Origin of the sequence: Tabrizicola sp. (genome assembly GCF_041911175.1) — a bacterium.
In the GTDB taxonomy this organism is placed as follows: Bacteria; Pseudomonadota; Alphaproteobacteria; order Rhodobacterales; family Rhodobacteraceae; genus Tabrizicola.
On record NZ_JAYRPN010000078.1, the window covers coordinates 62794 to 81612 of the forward strand.

Annotated in this window: 15 protein-coding genes; 5 read left to right on the forward strand and 10 right to left on the reverse strand. The window is 67.0% G+C overall.

The window, feature by feature from the left end; all coding sequences use genetic code 11:
* Positions 1 to 151 precede the first annotated feature (151 nt).
* From ACE3P6_RS10165 to ACE3P6_RS10175, 3 genes are all read left to right on the forward strand, one after another.
* Positions 152 to 994, forward strand: a complete 843-nt coding sequence (locus tag ACE3P6_RS10165; RefSeq protein WP_374394468.1) for a peptidylprolyl isomerase — start codon at positions 152 to 154, stop codon at positions 992 to 994.
* Positions 995 to 1021: 27 nt separating this feature from the next.
* Positions 1022 to 2413, forward strand: coding sequence for a bifunctional glutamate N-acetyltransferase/amino-acid acetyltransferase ArgJ (argJ, locus tag ACE3P6_RS10170; protein WP_374394469.1), 1392 nt, complete (start codon positions 1022 to 1024; stop codon positions 2411 to 2413).
* Between the two features lie 72 nt (positions 2414 to 2485).
* On the forward strand, positions 2486 to 2884 hold the full coding sequence (locus ACE3P6_RS10175) for a (deoxy)nucleoside triphosphate pyrophosphohydrolase (protein ID WP_374394472.1): 399 nt from the start codon (positions 2486 to 2488) through the stop codon (positions 2882 to 2884).
* Positions 2885 to 3076: 192 nt separating this feature from the next.
* Here ACE3P6_RS10175 and infB read toward each other — a convergent pair whose 3' ends face one another.
* The 4 genes from infB to rimP are packed head-to-tail and all read right to left on the reverse strand — an operon-like array spanning position 3077 to position 8556.
* Positions 3077 to 5662 carry a translation initiation factor IF-2 gene (gene infB / locus ACE3P6_RS10180; protein ID WP_374394474.1) on the reverse strand — a complete coding sequence of 862 codons (2586 nt, stop codon included), beginning with the start codon at positions 5660 to 5662 and terminating at the stop codon, positions 3077 to 3079.
* Positions 5659 to 6303, reverse strand: a complete 645-nt coding sequence (locus ACE3P6_RS10185; RefSeq protein ID WP_374394478.1) for an RNA-binding protein — start codon at positions 6301 to 6303, stop codon at positions 5659 to 5661. Before ACE3P6_RS10185 ends, infB begins: the two co-directional genes overlap by 4 nt.
* Positions 6304 to 6325: 22 nt before the next feature.
* Positions 6326 to 7936, reverse strand: coding sequence for a transcription termination factor NusA (nusA, locus tag ACE3P6_RS10190; protein ID WP_374374062.1), 1611 nt, complete (start codon positions 7934 to 7936; stop codon positions 6326 to 6328).
* 14 nt (positions 7937 to 7950) lie between these two features.
* The gene (rimP, locus tag ACE3P6_RS10195; RefSeq protein ID WP_374394480.1) at positions 7951 to 8556 is read right to left on the reverse strand and encodes a ribosome maturation factor RimP; all 606 of its coding nucleotides are present in this window, start codon (positions 8554 to 8556) and stop codon (positions 7951 to 7953) included.
* A gap of 223 nt (positions 8557 to 8779) precedes the next feature.
* Here rimP and ACE3P6_RS10200 point away from each other — a divergent pair, with 223 nt between their 5' ends.
* A complete protein-coding gene (locus ACE3P6_RS10200; RefSeq protein ID WP_374394482.1) occupies positions 8780 to 10609 on the forward strand; it encodes an autotransporter assembly complex family protein in 1830 nt (609 codons plus the stop codon).
* The gene (locus ACE3P6_RS10205; RefSeq protein ID WP_374394485.1) at positions 10609 to 14127 is read left to right on the forward strand and encodes a translocation/assembly module TamB domain-containing protein; all 3519 of its coding nucleotides are present in this window, start codon (positions 10609 to 10611) and stop codon (positions 14125 to 14127) included. Before ACE3P6_RS10200 ends, ACE3P6_RS10205 begins: the two co-directional genes overlap by 1 nt.
* A gap of 13 nt (positions 14128 to 14140) precedes the next feature.
* On the opposite strand, the gene ACE3P6_RS10210 is transcribed toward ACE3P6_RS10205, so the two are convergent.
* From ACE3P6_RS10210 to ACE3P6_RS10235, 6 genes are all read right to left on the reverse strand, one after another.
* Positions 14141 to 14347, reverse strand: coding sequence for a hypothetical protein (locus tag ACE3P6_RS10210; protein WP_374394487.1), 207 nt, complete (start codon positions 14345 to 14347; stop codon positions 14141 to 14143).
* A gap of 144 nt (positions 14348 to 14491) precedes the next feature.
* A complete protein-coding gene (locus ACE3P6_RS10215; RefSeq protein ID WP_374394490.1) occupies positions 14492 to 15169 on the reverse strand; it encodes a YjbF family lipoprotein in 678 nt (225 codons plus the stop codon).
* An 8-nt stretch (positions 15170 to 15177) separates the two neighbouring features.
* Positions 15178 to 17280, reverse strand: a complete 2103-nt coding sequence (locus tag ACE3P6_RS10220) for a YjbH domain-containing protein (RefSeq protein ID WP_374394492.1) — start codon at positions 17278 to 17280, stop codon at positions 15178 to 15180.
* A 123-nt stretch (positions 17281 to 17403) separates the two neighbouring features.
* Positions 17404 to 17847 (reverse strand): MarR family winged helix-turn-helix transcriptional regulator, encoded by a 444-nt coding sequence (locus ACE3P6_RS10225; protein ID WP_374375317.1) that lies wholly within the window; start codon positions 17845 to 17847, stop codon positions 17404 to 17406.
* The gene (locus tag ACE3P6_RS10230; RefSeq protein ID WP_374394498.1) at positions 17844 to 18674 is read right to left on the reverse strand and encodes a carbon-nitrogen hydrolase family protein; all 831 of its coding nucleotides are present in this window, start codon (positions 18672 to 18674) and stop codon (positions 17844 to 17846) included. The genes ACE3P6_RS10225 and ACE3P6_RS10230 overlap by 4 nt, the downstream gene beginning before the upstream one ends.
* The coding region (locus ACE3P6_RS10235; protein ID WP_374394500.1) for a glutaredoxin domain-containing protein at positions 18674 to 18819 on the reverse strand (146 nt) is incomplete at its 5' end. The genes ACE3P6_RS10235 and ACE3P6_RS10230, both read right to left, overlap by 1 nt.

The window sequence follows — 18819 nt, forward strand, 5'->3', positions numbered from 1 at the left end:
GGCACTTTGACTTGCCCGGCTCCGACACCTTCCCTAGAAGGGCCAGTGAATGACCGGAGGGCCCCGTTCCACGCGACTGTCGCGATGTAAGGGGGAAGGCCGGGATAGTCAACTTGGGCAGGCGGATCGCGCCGATCAGGAGATGGTGAAAATGACGAAACGTTCAGGATTCTGGTCGGTTCTGGCGCTGGGTGCGCTGCTGGCCGGTCCGGTGCTGGCCGAAGGCGAAACCGCCGATACCGTGGTGGCCACGGTCAACGGTGCCAAGATCACCCTTGGCCAGATGATCGCGATGAAGGAAACCCTGCCGCCGGAATACCAGTCCTTGCCCGATGACGTCCTGTTCAAGGGCATCTACGACCAGCTGATCCAGCAGGAAGTCCTGGCGCAGTCGATCAAGGACCTCGGCCCCCGCGCCGTCGCCACCATCGACAATGAGAAGCGCGGCTATGTCTCGGGTCTTGCCATCGAAGGCATCGTCAAGGAAGCCGTCACCGACGCGGCGCTGCAGAAGGCCTATGACGACCGCTTCAAGGACGCCAAGCCGCAGACCGAATACCATGCCGCGCATATCCTGGTCGCCACCCAGGAAGAGGCCGACGCGCTGAAGACCGAACTCGCCGGCGGGGCCGATTTCGCCGAACTGGCCAAGGCCAAGTCCACCGACACCGGATCGGGCGCCAATGGCGGCGACCTCGGGTGGTTCGGCCTCGGCATGATGGTCAAGCCCTTCGAGGATGCCGTCGTCGGCGCCAAGGTCGGCGAAGTGACCGGCCCGGTGCAGACCGATTTCGGCTACCACCTGATCCTGGTCAAGGAAACCCGCATCGCCGAAAAGCCGACGCTGGACCAGATGCGCGACGAACTTGCCTCCGAGGTTGAACGCGCTGCAGTAACTGCGAAGATCGACGAGCTGAGCAAGGGCGCCACGATCACCCGCGATGGCGAAGGGCTGGACCCGGCGATCCTGAAGAACTCGGCCCTGATCGACTGACGGAACCGGCAACAAGAGGGACGGGACATGGCGAAGACCGACTGGAAGGCCGAAGCGAAGGCGCTGAAGAAGAAAGTGCGCAAGCTGAAGGACAACCTGACCGCGGCGGCAGCCCCGGTGGCCGAAGCGGTGACGGAAGCCGTGTCTGGCGCGGTCAACGACGTGGTCGCGGCGGCGAAGAAGGCGCTGAAGCCGGTCTCGCCCTTGGCCCCCGCCAGCTTCCCGGTGCTGCCCGCCATCCCCGGCGCCGAATTCGCGGCGGTGGAGGCGGGCGTGCGCTACCAGAACCGCAAGGACGTGATGCTCGTCCGCCTTGCCCCCGGCACGACGATGGCCGGGGTCTTCACCCGCTCCTCCACCCGGTCGGGTTGCGTCCGCGACTGCCAGGCCAAGCTTGCGATGAAGGTTTCGGCGGATGCAGGGGCGGCGATCATCGTGAACTCCGGCAATTCCAACGCCTTCACCGGTCGCGTCGGGGATGAGGCTGTCGCCGCCGTCACCGGCGCGGTCGCCGAGGCTTTGGGGATGCCCGCCTCGCGTGTCTTCTCCTCCTCGACCGGCGTGATCGGCGAGCCGCTGCCGTTCGAGAAGATCACCGCCAAGGTGCCCGCCCTTGTCGCCGCGTTGAAGGAAGACGCGGTGGAAATGGCCGCGCAGGCGATCATGACCACCGACACCTTCCCGAAGGGCGCCGCCGCGACGGTGCAGGGCGAGGGCGGGGTGATCCACATCTCCGGCATCGCAAAGGGTTCGGGCATGATCGCGCCCGACATGGCGACCATGCTGGTCTACATCTTCACCGACGCGAAGATCGGCGCGAACCAGCTGCAGAAGATGCTCGCGCGCAACGTCGACGCCACCTTCAACTCGATCACGGTGGACAGCGACACCTCCACCTCCGACACGCTGCTCATCGCCGCGACCGGCCAGTCGAAGGCCGCCGAGTTGAAAGGCCCGGCACTGAAAGCCTTCGAGACCGCGTTGGCGGGCGTCATGCGCGACCTTGCACTGCAGGTGGTGCGCGACGGCGAGGGCGCGACCAAGCTGGTCGAAGTGCGCGTCACCGGCGCCGCCTCCGACGAAGACGCGGCGAAAGTCGCCTTCGCCATCGCCAACTCGCCCTTGGTGAAGACCGCCGTCGCCGGGCAGGACCCGAACTGGGGCCGCATCGTCGCCGCCATCGGCAAGTCGGGGGCCGCAGCCGACCGCGACAAGCTGACCATCCGCTTCGGCGACATCCTCGTCGCCCAAAACGGCTGGCGGAACCCCGATTACAAGGAAGAGGACGGCGCGGCCTACATGCAGGGGCAGGACCTGGTCTTCGCCGTCGACCTCGGGCTTGGCAAGGCCAGGCGGAGCGTCTGGACCTGCGACCTCACCGCGCGCTACGTCGAGATCAACGCCGACTACCGCTCCTGATATTTTCTGTCCCCAAATATCCCGGGGGGTCCGGGGGGCTGGCCCCCCGGCGGTCCCCACCAAGGACCCCGCATGAGAATCATCCTCGCCTCTGCTGTCGCCCTGATCGACCCCGACGGCCGCGTCCTTCTGGCCCAGCGCCCCGAGGGCAAGTCGCTTGCGGGTCTCTGGGAATTCCCCGGCGGCAAGGTCGAACCCGGTGAAACCCCCGAAGCCGCGCTGATCCGCGAGCTGAAGGAAGAACTCGACATCGACACCTGGACCAGCTGCCTCGCGCCCTTGACCTTCGCCAGCCACACCTACGAAGACTTCCACCTGCTGATGCCGCTCTACGCCTGCCGCCGCTGGCAGGGCACGGTCCGCTCGCTCGAAGGGCAGCAGCTTGCCTGGGTCGCGCCCAACCGGCTGCGCGACTATCCGATGCCCCCCGCCGACCTGCCGCTGATTCCGATCCTGCGCGACTGGCTCTGACAACCGCTCGTCGAAGCCCTTCGGGCACTCCTCGCTCCGCCCCGCGAGGAGAAGCCGAAGGCGCACGACGAGCCGTCCGGAAAAGAAAAACGCCGGACCCGAAAGCCCGGCGCAATTCCTAATATTTCCTGAACGTCCGCAGCCAACCCCTTGAAAAGACTGGTCGCGAAAATCTGTCCACCGTGGACAGGATCAGTCCAGCGTGCGCTGGACCTCTTCCCGCTCGAAGATCTCGATGACGTCGTTCTGCCGGATATCCTCGTAGTTCTCGAAGGCCATCCCGCATTCCTGGCCCGAGATGACTTCCTTCACCTCGTCCTTGAAGCGTTTCAGTGTCTTCAGCGTGCCCTCGTGGATCACCACGTTGTCCCGCAGGAGACGGACGCCCGCCGACCGCCGCGCGACCCCCTCGGTGATCAGGCAGCCCGCGACCTTGCCGACGCCCGAGACCTTGAAGACCTCCAGGATCTTGGCATAGCCGATGAAATGCTCGCGCACCTCGGCCTTCAACAGGCCCGACGCGGCGGCTTTGATATCGTCGACCAGATCGTAGATGATCGAGTAGTAGCGGATCTCCACGCCCTTCTGCGTCGCCGAAGCCCGCGCCGTCGCGTTGGCGCGGACGTTGAAGCCGATGATCGGCGCCTTCGACGCCTCGGCCAGCGCCACGTCGGTATCGGTGATCGCCCCCACGCCGGAATGCAGCACCCGGACACGGACTTCCTCGTTGCCGATCTTCTCCATCGCCTGAACGATAGCCTCGGCAGAGCCCTGCACGTCGGCCTTGATCAGGATCGGCAGTTCCGCGACCGACTGGTCAGCCTTGGCCTTGGCCATCAGCTGTTCCAGCGTGGTCGCAGCGCCCGCCGCAGCCCGCTTGTCCTTGGCGGTCTTGATCCGGTAATCCGCGATCTCCCGCGCCTGGGCTTCGGTCTCGACCACGTTCAGCGTGTCGCCCGCCGAGGGCGTGCCGCTGAGGCCCAGCACCTCGACCGGAACCGAAGGCCCGGCTTCGGCGATGGTTTCGCCCTTGTCGTTGATCAGCGCGCGGACCTTGCCCCACTGTTCGCCGACGACGAAGATGTCGCCCTTGCGCAGCGTGCCGTTCTGGACCAGCACCGTCGCGACCGGACCCCGGCCCACGTCGAGCTTGGCTTCGATCACCGCGCCAGACGCCGCCCGGTTCGGGTTGGCGCGCAGTTCCAGCACCTCGGCCTGCAGCGCGATGGCTTCCAGAAGGTCGTCCAGCCCCAGCCCGGTCTTGGCCGACACTTCCACGTCCTGCACGTCGCCGGACATGGCTTCGACCACGACCTCGTGCTGGAGCAGGTCCGTGCGGACCTTGGTCGGGTTCGCCTCGTGCTTGTCGATCTTGTTGATCGCCACGATCATCGGAACCTTGGCGGCCTTGGCGTGATTGATCGCCTCGACCGTCTGCGGCATCACGGCGTCATCCGCAGCGACCACCAGCACCACGATGTCCGTCACCTGGGCCCCGCGCGAACGCATGGAGGTGAAGGCCGCGTGGCCCGGCGTGTCGAGGAAGGTCACCAGCTGGCCGTTCGGGGTTTTCACCTGATAGGCGCCGATGTGCTGGGTGATCCCGCCGGCTTCGCCCGACACGACGTTGGCATGGCGGATCGCGTCCAGGAGCGAGGTCTTGCCGTGGTCGACGTGGCCCATGATCGTGACGATCGGGGGACGCGATTGCAGGCTTTCGTCGGTGTCCTTGACGGTGTCGATGACCTGTTCCACGTCGGCATCCGACACGCGGACGGCCTTGTGGCCGAATTCCTCGATCACCAGTTCGGCGGTGTCGGCGTCGATGGCCTGGTTCATCGTGACCATCATGCCCATTTTCATCAGGGCCTTGACCACGTCGGCGGCACGTTCGGCCATCCGGTTCGCCAGTTCGCTGACGACGATGGTTTCCGGCAGCTGCACATCGCGCACCTGCTTTTCGGCCTTGTGGCCCAGGCCAAGCGCCTTGGCGCGGGCCTTTTCCTGCTTGCGCTTGATCGCGGCCAGGCTGCGCTGGCGGCCACCCTCGTCCGAGATGGCGTCCGAGAGCGTCAGCTTGCCCGAACGGCGACCCTCGTCGCCACCACCACGCTTGGCGCCGCGGTCGGCGCGGTCGTCCTTCTCGCGGTCGGTCTTGCGGGGCGTCGGCAGGCCGGGCTTGGCCGAGGCCGGGCCGCGCGCATCCTCGGTCGCCGCAGGCGAGGCCGGGGCAGCACGGTCAGCCGGTTTGGCGGCAGCAGGCGGCGGAGTGGCCGAACGGGCGCGGGTGCCCAGAACATCGGCCTTGCGGGCTTCGGCTGCCGCGATCTTGGCGGCTGCTTCGGCCTTGGCGGCGCGCTCCTCTTCCTCGGCCTTCAGGCGCAGGGCTTCGGCGCGTTCGCGATCCTCGCGCTCCTTCGCCTCGATCTCGGCGCGGCGGAGGGCACGCTCTTCCTCGCGGGCGCGGTCTTCCTCGGCCCGGCGGGCGGCATCCTCGGCCTCACGCGCCTTGGCAGCACGGAGGGCGGCAAGGCGACGCTCCATCTCGGCATCGGTGATTCCGGCAGGACGCTTGGACGGATCGCCAAGCCCGGTCGCGGTCGACGGCGCGCCAGCGCCGGGCGCCCCCGGCTTGACCGGAGTGGGCACCACCACGCGCTTGCGTTTGGTTTCGACCACGACGCTTTTGGTCCGGCCGTGGCTGAAGCTTTGCTTCACCTGTCCGGAACGGGGGGCGCCGCCAAGGCCAAGAGGTTTCTTGCCGTCAGTATCGGTCATTCGTTCTTCGTATCCTTCATGGCGGTCTCGCCGCCGTCATCCCCACCGGCCTGCCCACGCAGGCCCGCGAGTTTTGCCGCTTCCTCTACAACACGGGACCTGAGTCCACCAGCGGCAAGCGCGGCGTGTATCGCACGTTCGCGCCCGAATGCCAAACCGATTTCCCCAGCCGTCAGACAGCCGACGAAGCCCTTTTCGCCTTCCGGCGCATGCAGCTTCGTCTTGCCCCGTTCCGACCCGTCGCTGGCCTGGATCAGCGTTGCCGCCGTGCCCTTGACCAGCCAGTCCTTCACCTTCTCGTAGCCGGTGACAGCCTCACCCGCCTTGCGCGCCATCGACAGAAGATCGACGGTCCGCTGGGCGATCAGAGCCTCGACCAGATCGGCCAGACCTTCCGGCACTTTCACCGGCTGGCGGGCCGCGCGGGTGAAGAGATTCTTCTTCACCGCCTTCTCAAGCGCCGCCCGGTCGGCCGAGACGTAGATGCCCCGCCCCGGCAGCTTGCCCAGCACGTCCGGGACGATCTGCCCGTCAGGACCTGCGCAAAAGCGGATCAGACCCGCCTTCGGCTGGCTTTCCCCGGTCGCAATGCACTTGCGTTCCGGGTCGTCCCTGTCTTTTTCCCGGCCGCCGCGCGTCAACGCGTGTCCCCGAGGCCTGAAATCAGGCCTCGGCCTCCTCGTCGTCGGCAACCTCTTCTTCCGGTTGCTCGAGTTCGGTCGGGTCGACCCAGCCCAGCATCACGCGGGCGGTCATGATCAGGGTCTGCGCTTCCTCAAGCGACATGTCGAACTTTTCGAGGACCCCTTCGTCCTTCTTGCGCTGGCCGTTTTCCGTGGTCCAGCCGCCCGCCAGTTCCCAATCGGCGCAGGTGGCGAAGTCTTCCAGCGTCTTGATCCCGTCCTGGGCCAGGGCTTCCAGCATCTGCGGGGTCAGGCCTTCGAAGTTGACCAGGCTGTCTTCCACGCCCATCGCACGGGCGTTTTCCATCGCCTTGGCATTGGCCGCTTCCAGATAGTCGCGGGCGCGGGCCTGAAGCTCGGCGGCGGTATCCTCATCGAAACCGTCGATGGACAGAAGCTCGTCCAGCTCAACGTAGGCGACTTCTTCCAGGTTGGTGAAGCCCTCGGCGACCAGAAGTTGCGCCATCATCTCGTCGACATCGAGCGCGTCCATGAATAGCTTGGTGCGTTCGGCGAATTCGGCCTGGCGACGCTGCGATTCCTCGGCTTCGGTCAGGATGTCGATGTCCAGCGCAGTCAGCTGGCTGGCCAGGCGGACGTTCTGGCCGCGACGGCCGATGGCGAGCGAAAGCTGCTCATCAGGGACCACGACTTCGATCTTCCCGGCCTCTTCGTCGAAGACCACCTTCGAGACTTCGGCGGGTTGCAGGGCGTTGACCAGGAAGGTCGCGGTGTCCTGGTTCCACGGGATGATGTCGATCTTTTCACCCTGAAGCTCGTTCACCACGGCCTGCACGCGGCTGCCGCGCATCCCGACGCAGGCGCCGACCGGGTCGATGGAGTTGTCGTAGCTGATCACGGCGATCTTGGCGCGGGAGCCCGGATCGCGGGCCACAGCCTTGATCTCGATGATGCCGTCATAGATTTCCGGCACTTCCATCTTGAACAGCTCGGCCATGAACTGCGGGTCGGTGCGCGACAGGAAGACCTGCGGCCCGCGCGGCTCGCGGCGGACGTCCTTGATGTAGCAGCGGATGCGGTCGCCGATGCGGTAGGCTTCGCGACCGATCTTCTCGTTCCGGCGCAGGATGCCCTCGCCCCGACCGATATCGACGATGACGTTGCCGTATTCCTCGCGCTTGACGGCGCCGTTGATGATGGTGCCCTTGCGGTCCTTGAATTCCTCGAACTGGCGGTCACGCTCGGCCTCGCGGACCTTCTGCAGGATCACCTGCTTGGCCGATTGCGCGGCGATCCGGCCCAGGTCGACCGGGGGGACGTCGTCGATGACTTCGTCGCCGATCTGCGGGTCGGCGAGGTAGCTCTTCGCCTGTTTGACCGTGATCTGGGCGTGGTGGTTCTCGATCAGGTCGTCTTCGGTGACGGTGCGGACGCGGGTGAAGCTGGCACGCCCGGTCTTGCGGTCGATCTTGACGCGGATGTCCATTTCCGCGCCGTAGCGCGACTTGGCGGCGCGGGCGAGGCTGTCCTCCATCGCCTGGATCACCAGGTCCGGGTCGATCATCTTTTCGCGCGCAACGGCTTCGGCGGTCTGCAGAAGCTCAAGCTGGTTGGCCGAGGTGATTGCCATCGGGGTCTCTCCGCTCAGTGTTTCGTCTCGGGGGCAGGCTCGTCGTCCTCGTCCCCGTCAATTTCCTCGATCTCGTCGAACTGGCCATCGGTGGGCTCGGCCACCTTCTTCTGGCGCAGCATTTCGGTGATCAGCGCGTCGCTCAGGATCAGCTTGGCATCGGACAGCCAGTCGAACTGCAGCCCAATGGTGACCTCCTCGCCGCCTTCCTCGATGGTGATCAGCACCTCGTCGCCCTCGACCCCCGCCAGATCGCCCTTGAAGCGGCGGCGGCCGTCGATCAGCTCGGTCGTCTCGACCCGGGCTTCCCAGCCCTTCCACATCTCGAAATCCTTCAGCCGGGTCAGCGGCCGGTCGATGCCGGGCGAGGAGACTTCGAGGACATAGTTGTCCTCCAGCGGGTCTTCCACGTCGAGGACTGCAGAGACGGCGGTAGAGATGTCGCCGCATTCGTCGACGCCGATCCCGCCATCGGGACGGTCGGCCATGATCTGCAGCACGCGCGTCTTGCCGCCCATCAGCCGCAGGCGGATGAGTTCGAAGCCGAGGCCTTCGATCACCGGCTGGACGATGTCAGCCAGGCGACGGTCGATGGCGGTTTTCGCGACAAGATCGGTCATGCTGTCCAGAAACAAAAAAGCGGACCCAGCGGCCCGCCCGTGACTTTCGGTAGCGTCAGGTTTGGACCCTGAAGCAGCTGTTGAGGTGCATATAGGCCGATGCGGGTGAGTCTGCAAGGGACTTGGCGCCGCCTGCGCGGGAACCCAACTCCGCCCATGCGGTTTCCCCGGATTGAAGGGGCCGATGCAAGCTGCAATAGTCCGGGGATGTGGTGTCGATGAGGTGTTTGACGTGAGTGCCGGTCGCAATCTCTTGCGGGCCAAGGGGGCTGCCGTTGCCGTTCTTTTGGCGCTGGCGGCTTCGTCGGCGCAGGCGCTGGACCGGCTGGACATAGTCGTGGCGGGCGGGTCGAAGGACCTGCAGCAGGCGGTCGAGGGGGCCTCGCAACTGCGCACCCTGCAGTCCGAAGGACAGACCGATCCGCAGGATCTTCTGGCCGCAGCACGGGCCGACTATGCCCGGATTTTGTCGGCGATGTATGCCAAGGGGCACTACTCGGTCGATATCCGCATCCTGATCGACGGGCGCGAGGCGGCGGCGATTCCGGTGCTGGAGGCTCCCCGCGCGATTTCCGTGATCCGTATCGCGGTGGACCCCGGCGATCCCTTCCGGTTCGGCCTGGCGCGGGTGCAGCCGCTGGCGCGGGGGACCGAGCTGCCGAAGGAGTTCCACACCGGCGCCGTCGCGGAAAGCGGAGCGGTGGCCTCGGCGGTGGACGTGGCGATCAAGAGCTGGCGGGAGGCGGGCTATGCCAAATCAAAAGTCGCCTCGCAGGATGTGGTGGCCGACCACGCGGCGCGGCGGCTGGATGCGGACATCGCCCTGGCCCCCGGCCCGCGCCTGCGCTTCGGGCACCTGGAGATCGTGGGCGAGGACAGGATGCGCGAGCGTCGCATCCGCAAGATCGCAGGCCTGCCCGAGGGCGACACCTTCAGCGAGTCCGAGTTGCGGCTGGCGGAAACCCGGCTCCGGCGGACGGGCATCTTCGCGTCGGTAGCGCTGACCGAAGACGAGAGGATCACCGCGCCCGACCTGCTGGGCATCACCGCCACGGTGGTGGAGCAGAAGCCGCGCCGCTATTCCTTCGGGGCCGAGATCGCCAGTCTGGACGGGGTGTCGCTTTCGGCGTCCTGGCTGCACCGGAACCTGCTGGGCGGCGGCGAGAGACTGGGCATCAAGGCCGGGGTGACGAACATCGGGTCGGGGCAAAGCGGCGTCGACTACGGGCTGGACATCACCTTGGACCGCCCGGCGACGCTGTCCCCGGACACGACGGCGGGGCTGGTGCTGGGCTATTCGCATGAAGACGAGATCGACTACAATCTCGACTCGGTGACCTTCGGGCTGAAGTTCTCGCATATCTTTTCCGAAACGCTGACGGCCCATGCCGGGCTGACCTACGACTACCTGGATGGCCGCGACCCCGGCGGTTCCTTCCATTTCCGCAACCTCTCACTGCCCTTCGGCGTGACCTGGGACAAGCGGGACGTGGCGAACAACCCGACCAAGGGCTTCTACCTGGACGCCACCGCCAAGCCCTTTGCCGGGTTCGGCACCACGGGATCGGGCCTGCGCACGACGGTGGACGGGCGCGCCTTTCGCAGCCTGGGCGAGCCGGGGAAATTCGTGGTCGCGGCCCGGGTTCAGGCCGGGGCGATCTTCGGTTCGGACCTGCTGGAAACCCCGCGCGACGACCTGTTCTTCTCGGGCGGGGGCGGCACGGTGCGCGGGCAACCTTACCGCTCGCTGGGAATCGCGGTGACGCGGGGCTTCGGGCCGCAGTTCCTGATCGGTGGCAAGTATTTCCTGGCCGGATCGCTGGAATTGCGCGCCAAGGTCAGCGACAAGATCGGCGTCGTGGGCTTCGTCGACTGGGGCAGCATCGGGCTGGACAGCTTCACCGGAGCAACTGCGGAAAGCCATGCCGGGGCGGGCCTGGGCCTGCGCTATGACACCGGGCTGGGGCCGATCCGGCTGGACGTGGCCGCGCCGATCAGCGGCACCACCGGCGAGGGCGTGCAGATCTACGTCGGCCTGGGGCAGTCGTTCTGATGCGGCGGCTCCTGCTCATCGCCGCCTGCCTGATCCCCGGACTGGCCTGGGCGCAGGAAGATGACCGCGACTACCTGACCGCCTTCCTGGAGGACACCTTGTCCGATGCCGGGCGGCAGGTGACGGTGACAGGCTTCGAGGGCGCCCTGTCCTCGCGCGCGACGATGGCGTCGCTGACCATCGCCGACGACAAGGGTGTCTGGATCACCCTGAACGGGGTGGTGCTGGACTGGAGCCGCTCGGCGCTGCTGTCGGGCGAGTTGAACATCAACGAGCTTTCGGCGCAGGAAATCATCATCGCACGCCTGCCCGAGACGCAGGCCGGGTCCCCCTCGCCGGAAGCCTCGGGCTTCAGCCTGCCGGACCTGCCGGTTTCGGTGAACATCGACCGGGTGGCGGCAGAGCGGATCGAACTGGCGCCAGAGGTGCTGGGCCAGGCGGTGACGGGGACGCTGGACGCCTCGATGGAGCTTGTAGGGGGCGAGGGGCAGGCCAAGCTGGACCTGATCCGCACCGGCGAGGGGCCGGGGGGCGAGATCACGCTGGACGCCTCCTATTCCAACGCGACGCGGCAACTGGGGCTGGAGCTGGTGGCCGAGGAGGACGCGAAGGGGATCGTGGTCAGCCTGCTGGACATACCCGGCGCGCCCTCGGCCTCGCTGAAGGTGACGGGAACCGGGCCGGTCGACGACTATGCGGCGCAGATCGCGCTGGCGACCGACGGGGCCGAACGGTTGCAGGGCACGGTGACGGTCCGGGGCGAAAACGGCGGCTATCGCTTCCTTGCCGACGTGGCGGGCGACCTGGCGCCGATCCTTGCCCCCGAGCAGGTGGATTTCTTCGGCACCGAGGTGGCCCTGAAAGCCGATGCGCTGCGGTCCCCGGCGGGGCGGCTCCTGCTGGATCACTTCGACCTGTCCGCCCGATCGCTGAGCCTGAGCGGCAAGGCCGAGATCGCGGCGGATGGCCTGCCAGAATGGTTCGACGTGACGGGCACACTCGCCTCGCCCGACAACGCTCCGGTCATCCTGCCCTTTGGCGAGAGTATCCGCCTCAGCCGGGCCGAATTCCATCTGGCGACGAAACCGGGCGACAAGGACAGCTGGTCGGGCGAAGTGTCGGTGGACGGGTTCGACCAACCCGACATGAAGATCGCCCGGATGCGGCTGGACGGGTCGGGCCGGGTGGGGCGGACCCCGGCGGGCAACAGCTTTGGCGGAACGCTCAACCTGCTGGCTTCGGGCATCGCGCCTATGGACCCGGCGCTGGCCGAGGCGCTGGGACCGGAGATCAGCGGCCAGGTGCGGATGCATATGCTGGAAGGCTCGGGCGCCTTGCAGCTTTCGGACATCAGGTTCCAGGGCGCGGGCCTGACCGGCACCGGGGCGCTGAAGATCGAAGGGTTGAGCGACGCTTTCCTGACCACGGGCCGGCTGGCGGTGGACGCGACCGATTTCTCGCGCTTTTCGGGAATCGCGGGCCGCAAGCTGGGCGGGTCGGGCCGGCTGGAGCTGACCGGCTCGGCCAGTCGGTTGTCGGGGTTCTTCGACGCCGACATCGCCTTCAAGGGCAGCGACCTGCGCGTGGACATTCCGCAGGCTGATCGCCTTCTGGCCGGACCGTCGACCCTGACCGCCTCGATCCGCCGGGACGAGGCGGGGACCGTCCTGCGGTCGATGGAGGTTGCGGCGGACGGGCTTCTGGCGCGGGCGAACGGCAAGCTGTCGTCGCTCGGGTCGGACCTGGCCGGATCGATCACGCTGGAGAACCTGGCGGTGCTGGGGCCGGGCTATGGCGGCAAGATCGCGCTGGACGGACGCTTCAGCGGAACGCCGGAAGACGGACAGGTCACGCTGACGGGAACCGGCCAGTCGCTGCGGATCGGCAACCCGGAAGCGGACAAGCTTCTGGCCGGAAAAAGCCTGCTCGACGTGGCGCTCGCGCTGAAGGATGGCGTCGTGCAGGTGCAGTCGGCCAAGCTGTCGAACCCGCAGCTTTCGGCGACGGCCAGCGGCACGGTCGACGGCGGCCAGCGCAATATCAAGCTGGAGGCGCGGCTGGCGAACCTTGAGCTGATCGTGCCCGAGGCGCCGGGCCCGCTGACCATTTCCGGCACGGCGACGCAGGACGACAAGGGCTATGGCCTGGACATTTCCGCCAAAGGGCCGGGTCAGATCAACGCCGCGGTTGTCGGGCGCATTGCCAACGGCTTCGGTTCGGCGGACCTGACGATCAAGGGTGCGGGCGAGGCGGGGCTGGCGAACCTGATCCTCTCGCCCCGGTCGATCTCGGGCCGCGTCGGCTATGACCTGCGCCTGAACGGCCCGCTTGCGCTGCGCTCGCTGTCGGGGCGGGTGACGCTGGCCGACGGGCGGATTTCCGATCCCGGTCTGGGGCTGTCGCTGCAGCAGGTCGAGGCCATCGGGCAGTTGCAGGACGGGACACTGCGGCTTGCGGCGACCTCCGGCCTGTCGACAGGCGGGAAGCTGCGGGTCGACGGGCCCATCGGGCTTTCCAGCCCGCAGACCGCCGACCTGATGATCGCGCTGGATGCCTTGCGGCTGTACGACCCCGAACTTTACGACACCCGAGTCAGCGGCGGTCTGTCGCTGAAAGGCCCGCTGACCGGCGGCGCGCGACTGGCGGGGAACCTCGCCCTATCGGAAACCGAAGTGCGGGTGCCCTCTTCGGGCTTCAGTTCGGCGGCGGCGCTGCTGGATATCCGCCACCTGCGCGAACCGCGCGACGTGCGGGACACCCGGCGCAAGGCGGGACTGCTGGGCGATGGCAGCGCGACTGCTGGCGGCGGCGGCTCTGCACGGCCCATCGCGCTGGACCTGGTCATCTCGGCCCCAAGCCAGGTCTTCATCCGCGGTCGGGGGATCGACGCCGAACTGGGCGGCGAGTTGCGGCTGCAAGGCACGACGGCGGACATGCGGCCCTCGGGTGGCTTCCACCTGATCCGGGGGCGGATGGATATCCTCGGTCGCCGCCTGGTCCTGTCGCGGGCAGACATGGTTCTGGAGGGCAGTCTTGTCCCCGACATCGGTATCGAGGCCTCGACCGAAAGCGACGGGATCACCAGCACCGTCACCGTGGAAGGCCCGGCGGACGACCCGGTGGTCAGCTTCATCTCATCGCCCGAACTGCCGCAGGAAGAGGTGCTGGCCCGCCTTCTGTTCGGGCGAGGGCTGGACAAGATCTCGGCCCTGCAAGCCGCGCAACTGGCGAATGCCGTCGCCGTGCTGGCCGGGCGCGGCGGCGTCGGCATCGTCGGCAACCTGCGCCGCAGCTTCGGGCTGGATGACCTGGACGTGACCACGGACGAAAACGGCAGCGCCGCTCTGAAGGCGGGCAAGTACATCTCGGAGAACGTCTATACCGAGATCGAGGTCGATCAGGAGGGCAAGAGCCGGATCAACCTGAACCTCGACCTGCGCGAGGGGGTGACGGTCAAGGGCCGCCTGGGTGCCGATGGGCAGACCGGGATCGGGGTCTATCTGGAAAAGGACTACTGAAACGGCACCGCGATCAGGGCGGCGGTGTGTTGTCGTCCGGCCCGCACATCACGATGCACAGGATCAGCGGCACAGCCAGCCAGGGCAGCATTCCGGCGCTGGAGGCAGGTTTTTCCTCGACCACGGGGGGTTCTTCCTCGACCACGACGACAGGACCGCCAGCAAGGGCAGACGACGCAGCCAGGGCGGCGGACAGCGTCAACGCAATCAGGGTCTTCATGGCGGCCCTCCTGCTGTGGTCCGTAGCGCCAGATTACCAGCGGACCGACGAAAGCCAGCCGATCTTCACGGCTTGGATGAAAGAATAGCCGAAACTGAGCGATTCTTGCATCAGATTCGCCGGGCCTCGGGCTGCCGAGCGGCTTCAGTCGATCACGCGCTGGAACTCGATATAGCCGATCGCGCCGCTGACCCATTGCCGTGATTGCCGAATCGACGCGCCTTCGATCCAGTAGTCGTTGGTCAGCTTGCCCAGGGGACGTTCACAGGTCTCGCTCACATGGGTCGCGCTGTGGCTGCGGCCAAGGACCTCGATGCTTTCCTTGCCGACGATGGTGATCGTGCAGTCATAGGTCCGCCGCGTCCCCTGGTCGTCATCGCCGAGAAAATAGTAGATGCGCTGGTAGCTGGCACCCGGATGCAGCAACTGGCCGACCGAAGGCGCCTCTGCCGACATCAGGTCGGCCCCGAGGCCGCGTGTCTGGATCAACACGCCATTGCGCTGCGAGAACGTCGCCCCGTCTGGGGTCGTCCAGGTCAGGACATCGCCCTTGGCATCCAGGATGGACAGGAACCCCGTCTGGCCCAGGGTCTTGGAGGAGGCGAGGAGAACGGGCTTGCCCGCTGCCTCCAGCTGGGTGCGAAGCTCGGCAGGCGTCGCAGCCTTGGCAGTGGATTTGCCGCCGGACTTCTTCGCCGCGACCTTGGCAACGCCGTCCTTCGCCATTGCGCCAATAGCCGAAACCATCGGGTTCGGCCCGGATTTCTCGTTGCCGCAGGCCGCGAGAACGGCAAGCAGGGCCACGCCTGCCACAAGCTTCATGGCTGACCTCACCGCCAGACCCTGCCCCAATCGGGGTCAAGCCCGTTGGTGTGATACTCGCGCAGGGAATCGTAGAGCCGGTCGTCGACATCCACCCGCGCGCCGCCGTCCCCGGTTTTCGGTCGCAGCGTCATGCCGATGCCACGACGCGAGTCGGTGCCCAGCGCCCAGTTGAACGGGATGGTGAAGCGGATGCCCTTGTCGAAGCCGCCCTCGCCGAAGTCGGCCGCGCTGACATCGGTCACGGTGGCAAAGGCGCCGACACGCCAGCCATTCGCGAAGACCCGGTCCAGCGAGATCGTTGCGCCGACATCGCCTGCCAGGTAGCGGCCCACGTCAAGCTGCCCAAGGTAGCCGTTGCCGAAGTCGTAGTAGGCCGAGACGTAGCCCGTCACCACGTCATAGTCGTACTCGTCGAAGCCCAGCCCGCCGTCGGTGTCGCGCTGCTTGGTGTAGTTCAGCTCCACACCCAGGGCGAGCTGGCTGTCCACCGGCATCCAAAGCACCTCGCCGGAGATCCCGGCATGCATCCGCTCCAGATAGCCGAGGGTGACGCGGGAATAGATGTTCTCAGCCGGATGCGCGTACCAGGCCAGGGTCAGCTTCTCCAGCGCCGGGTCGCCGAATTCGTTGTAAAGCCCACTGTCGGTGCGCACATGCGGCAAGACGGATGTCGAGGGCGTGGCACTGTCGCGGTTGCTGGCGACCGGCTTGTAGATCGAGCCGGACAGCACAAGTCCCGGCGCCAGGTCATAGGTGCCGGACAACCGCAGCCCGATATCGCCCTTTGCCGGTTCCGCAAGCCGGATCGCAGGCTTCAGGCTCCAGCGGAACTTCGGATACAGGTCTTCGTCGCCCAGGGAGAAGGCCGGAGCTGCCCCCGCATCGGTGACGGTGATCCGCTCGCGCAGCAGTGTGGCGTTGTCGGCGGCATATTCCAGCTCTTCCAGGTCGCTGCGCCGGATGGTGACCTTCGAAGCGCCGATCCCGTTGACCACCGGCACGATCTCGAACACCTCGACCGAGGCGGGCATGACATGGCTGAGCGCGCGGGCGGTGCGGCCGATGGCCTGCGATCCGGCGTCAATCCGGCCATTGCGGATGCGCACCTGGACGGTCGTCGCGGTATAGGCCAAGTCCTCGACGGCGATGCCGTCGGCCGCCAGCCGCTTGGCCAGATTCTCGCGCAGGATCGGGCCGGCATCGGCTTGCGTGACCCAGCCGCCGTCATAGGCGTCGGGGTCGACCGCGCGGGCGGGTCGCGCCTTGACCGGCACCGGCGCCGCCCCGACGATCCCGCCGGTCGCCCGGCTTTTCGGGTCAAGGATGATGTGGAAGGCCAGGCCCACTTCGGATCCATAAAGCGAATAGACGCCGAAGCGCAGGTTCGGGCCGCGCTGGTATTCCAGTCCGAAATTGAACGGGCTGTCACGCTCGATCAGCCCCCGTTCGCCGTCCTCCATCAGGTAGGCGTCCGAGGAATACTCGCCCTTGAGCGTCCAACTGTCGTTGATCTTGTATTCCACCCCGAAGAAGGGCGCGGCCTCGCCCCGGAACCACTGGTCGGCATTCGGGGTGCCTGCAGGATCGACCGGAGGGCGGCTGCCAAAGGGCGCGCCGATGCCCTGGTAGCTGCCCAGCCGCCCCCAGCCCAGGCCCGCCGTCACCTTCAGCCGGTCGCCGAAGGTCTTGGTGGCGGCAATATACTCCGACGCGAACATCCCTCGGCTGGTCAGGTCGATAAGACCGATGGTCACGGCAGGGGCGATCTTGCCCTCTTTCAGGATCTGGTAGCGCAGGTCGATGCTGCGGTCGGATTCTTCGGCGTCGCCGGGAATGACCGCGTCCCAATCGCGCCAGGTCTGGAACCGGAACGAGGCCGACAGCCGTTCCGTCGCCTGGAAACTGAGCGTGGTGCGGGTGATCGGCCCGATATTGCCGACGCTGAACGAGAAGGTCGCATCTGGCTGCGCATCACCCGACGGCATGTCGATCAGGCCGGGCATGCCGTTCAGGTTTGGCGAAACCGTCATCTCGGCCAGCGCGGGCGAACTGCACAGCGCAGTGCCGAGGGCAAGCGACGAAAGGACGTGGCGAGGCGAAAGCAGCATGGCGACCGGAACCCTGGAGATACCCCGAATCTATGCGAAGATATCGCTGGCAGGGCAAGGGCTATCGGTTCGGCGGCAGGAGGAACCGGGGGCGGTATGGCATTTCGGACATGACCCGAAGGGTCAGCCGTCCTCCAGCTTGACCCGCAACTCGCGCAGCACGGGCAGAAGCGCCCGCACCCGGTCGGCGCCGATGGCCTGCACCACCTCGGCGATCAGCGGCACCACGCCCGCCAGCGCAGCCTCGCGCGCCGCCCTGCCGCTGGGGCTGATCGCGACGAACTTCTGCCGCGCATCCTCCCAGTCCGGGCGGATATGCACATGGCCCGCCCATTCCAGCTTGGCCAGCGTGTTCGTCATTGCGCCCCGCGTCACATGGAACGACTTCGCCAGCTGCGCCGGGGTGCGTTCGTCGCCCACCCGCGCCAGGTGGTTCAGCACGCTGAAATGCGACAGCTCCATCCCCTTCGGCAGCACCTTGGAAATCCGGTTCCGCGCCAGCTGGTCGGCCATGAACAGCTCGCCGAAGAGGGCAACCGCGATGTCCTCAGCCTTTTCGGTGCTCATGGCCCGTCAAAGCCCCGGTCATGGCTAAGCGAGGGCACCCTGCCCCGCGCCTTCGCGACTTCAGTCAGGTCAAGATCGACCAGAGTCACCCCCGGCTCGACCCCCGCATCGGCCAGCACTTCCCCCCAGGGCGCGATGGCCAGCGAATGCCCATGCGTCCTGCGCCCCTTGCCGTTGGCTTCCGCGTGGAACCCGGTCTGCGCGGGTGCCAGCAGGAAACAGCCCGTCTCGATCGCCCGCGCCCGCAACAGGGTCTCCCAATGCGCCGCGCCGGTGATGTGGTTGAAGGCCGCGGGTACGGTGATCACCTGCGCGCCGCCCTGCGCCAGCCCACGGTACAGCGCCGGGAAGCGCACATCGTAGCAGACGGTCATCCCGATCTTCGCGAAGGGCGTCTCGGCTACCACGGCGCGGGTGCCGGGCCGGTAGCCCTCGCTTTCCCGGTAGACCTCGGTCGCCGAGACGTTCACGTCGAACATGTGGATCTTGTCGTAACGCGCCGCCACGCTGCCATCCGGGGCGATCAGGAAACTGCGGTTGGCGAAGCGCCCGTCCGCGTCATGCGTCAACAGCCCCAGCGAGCCGACCAGCAGCCAGATGCCCGCCGCCTTCGCCTCGGCCCGCAGCGCAGCCAGGGTCGGATCGTCCTCCTCATGCCGGAACACGCTGCGTTGATGCGCGCGGCTGGAGGACAGCCCGTTGGTCAGCTCGGGTGTCAGCACGAAGCCCGCGCCAGCCGCCACCGCCTGCCGGATGTACCCCACTGTCACCGGCAGGTTCGCCGCCGGATCGTCCGTCACCGTCAGCTGGACCAGCGCCGCCCGCATCATTCGGCCAGCATCGGGTCAAGCTTGCCCTGATGGTCAAGCAGGTGGATGTCATCGCAGCCGCCGACATGGGTGCCGCCGATGAAGATCTGCGGCACGGTGCGGCGACCGTGGGCGCGGTCCATCATCGCCATGCGCAGGGCGG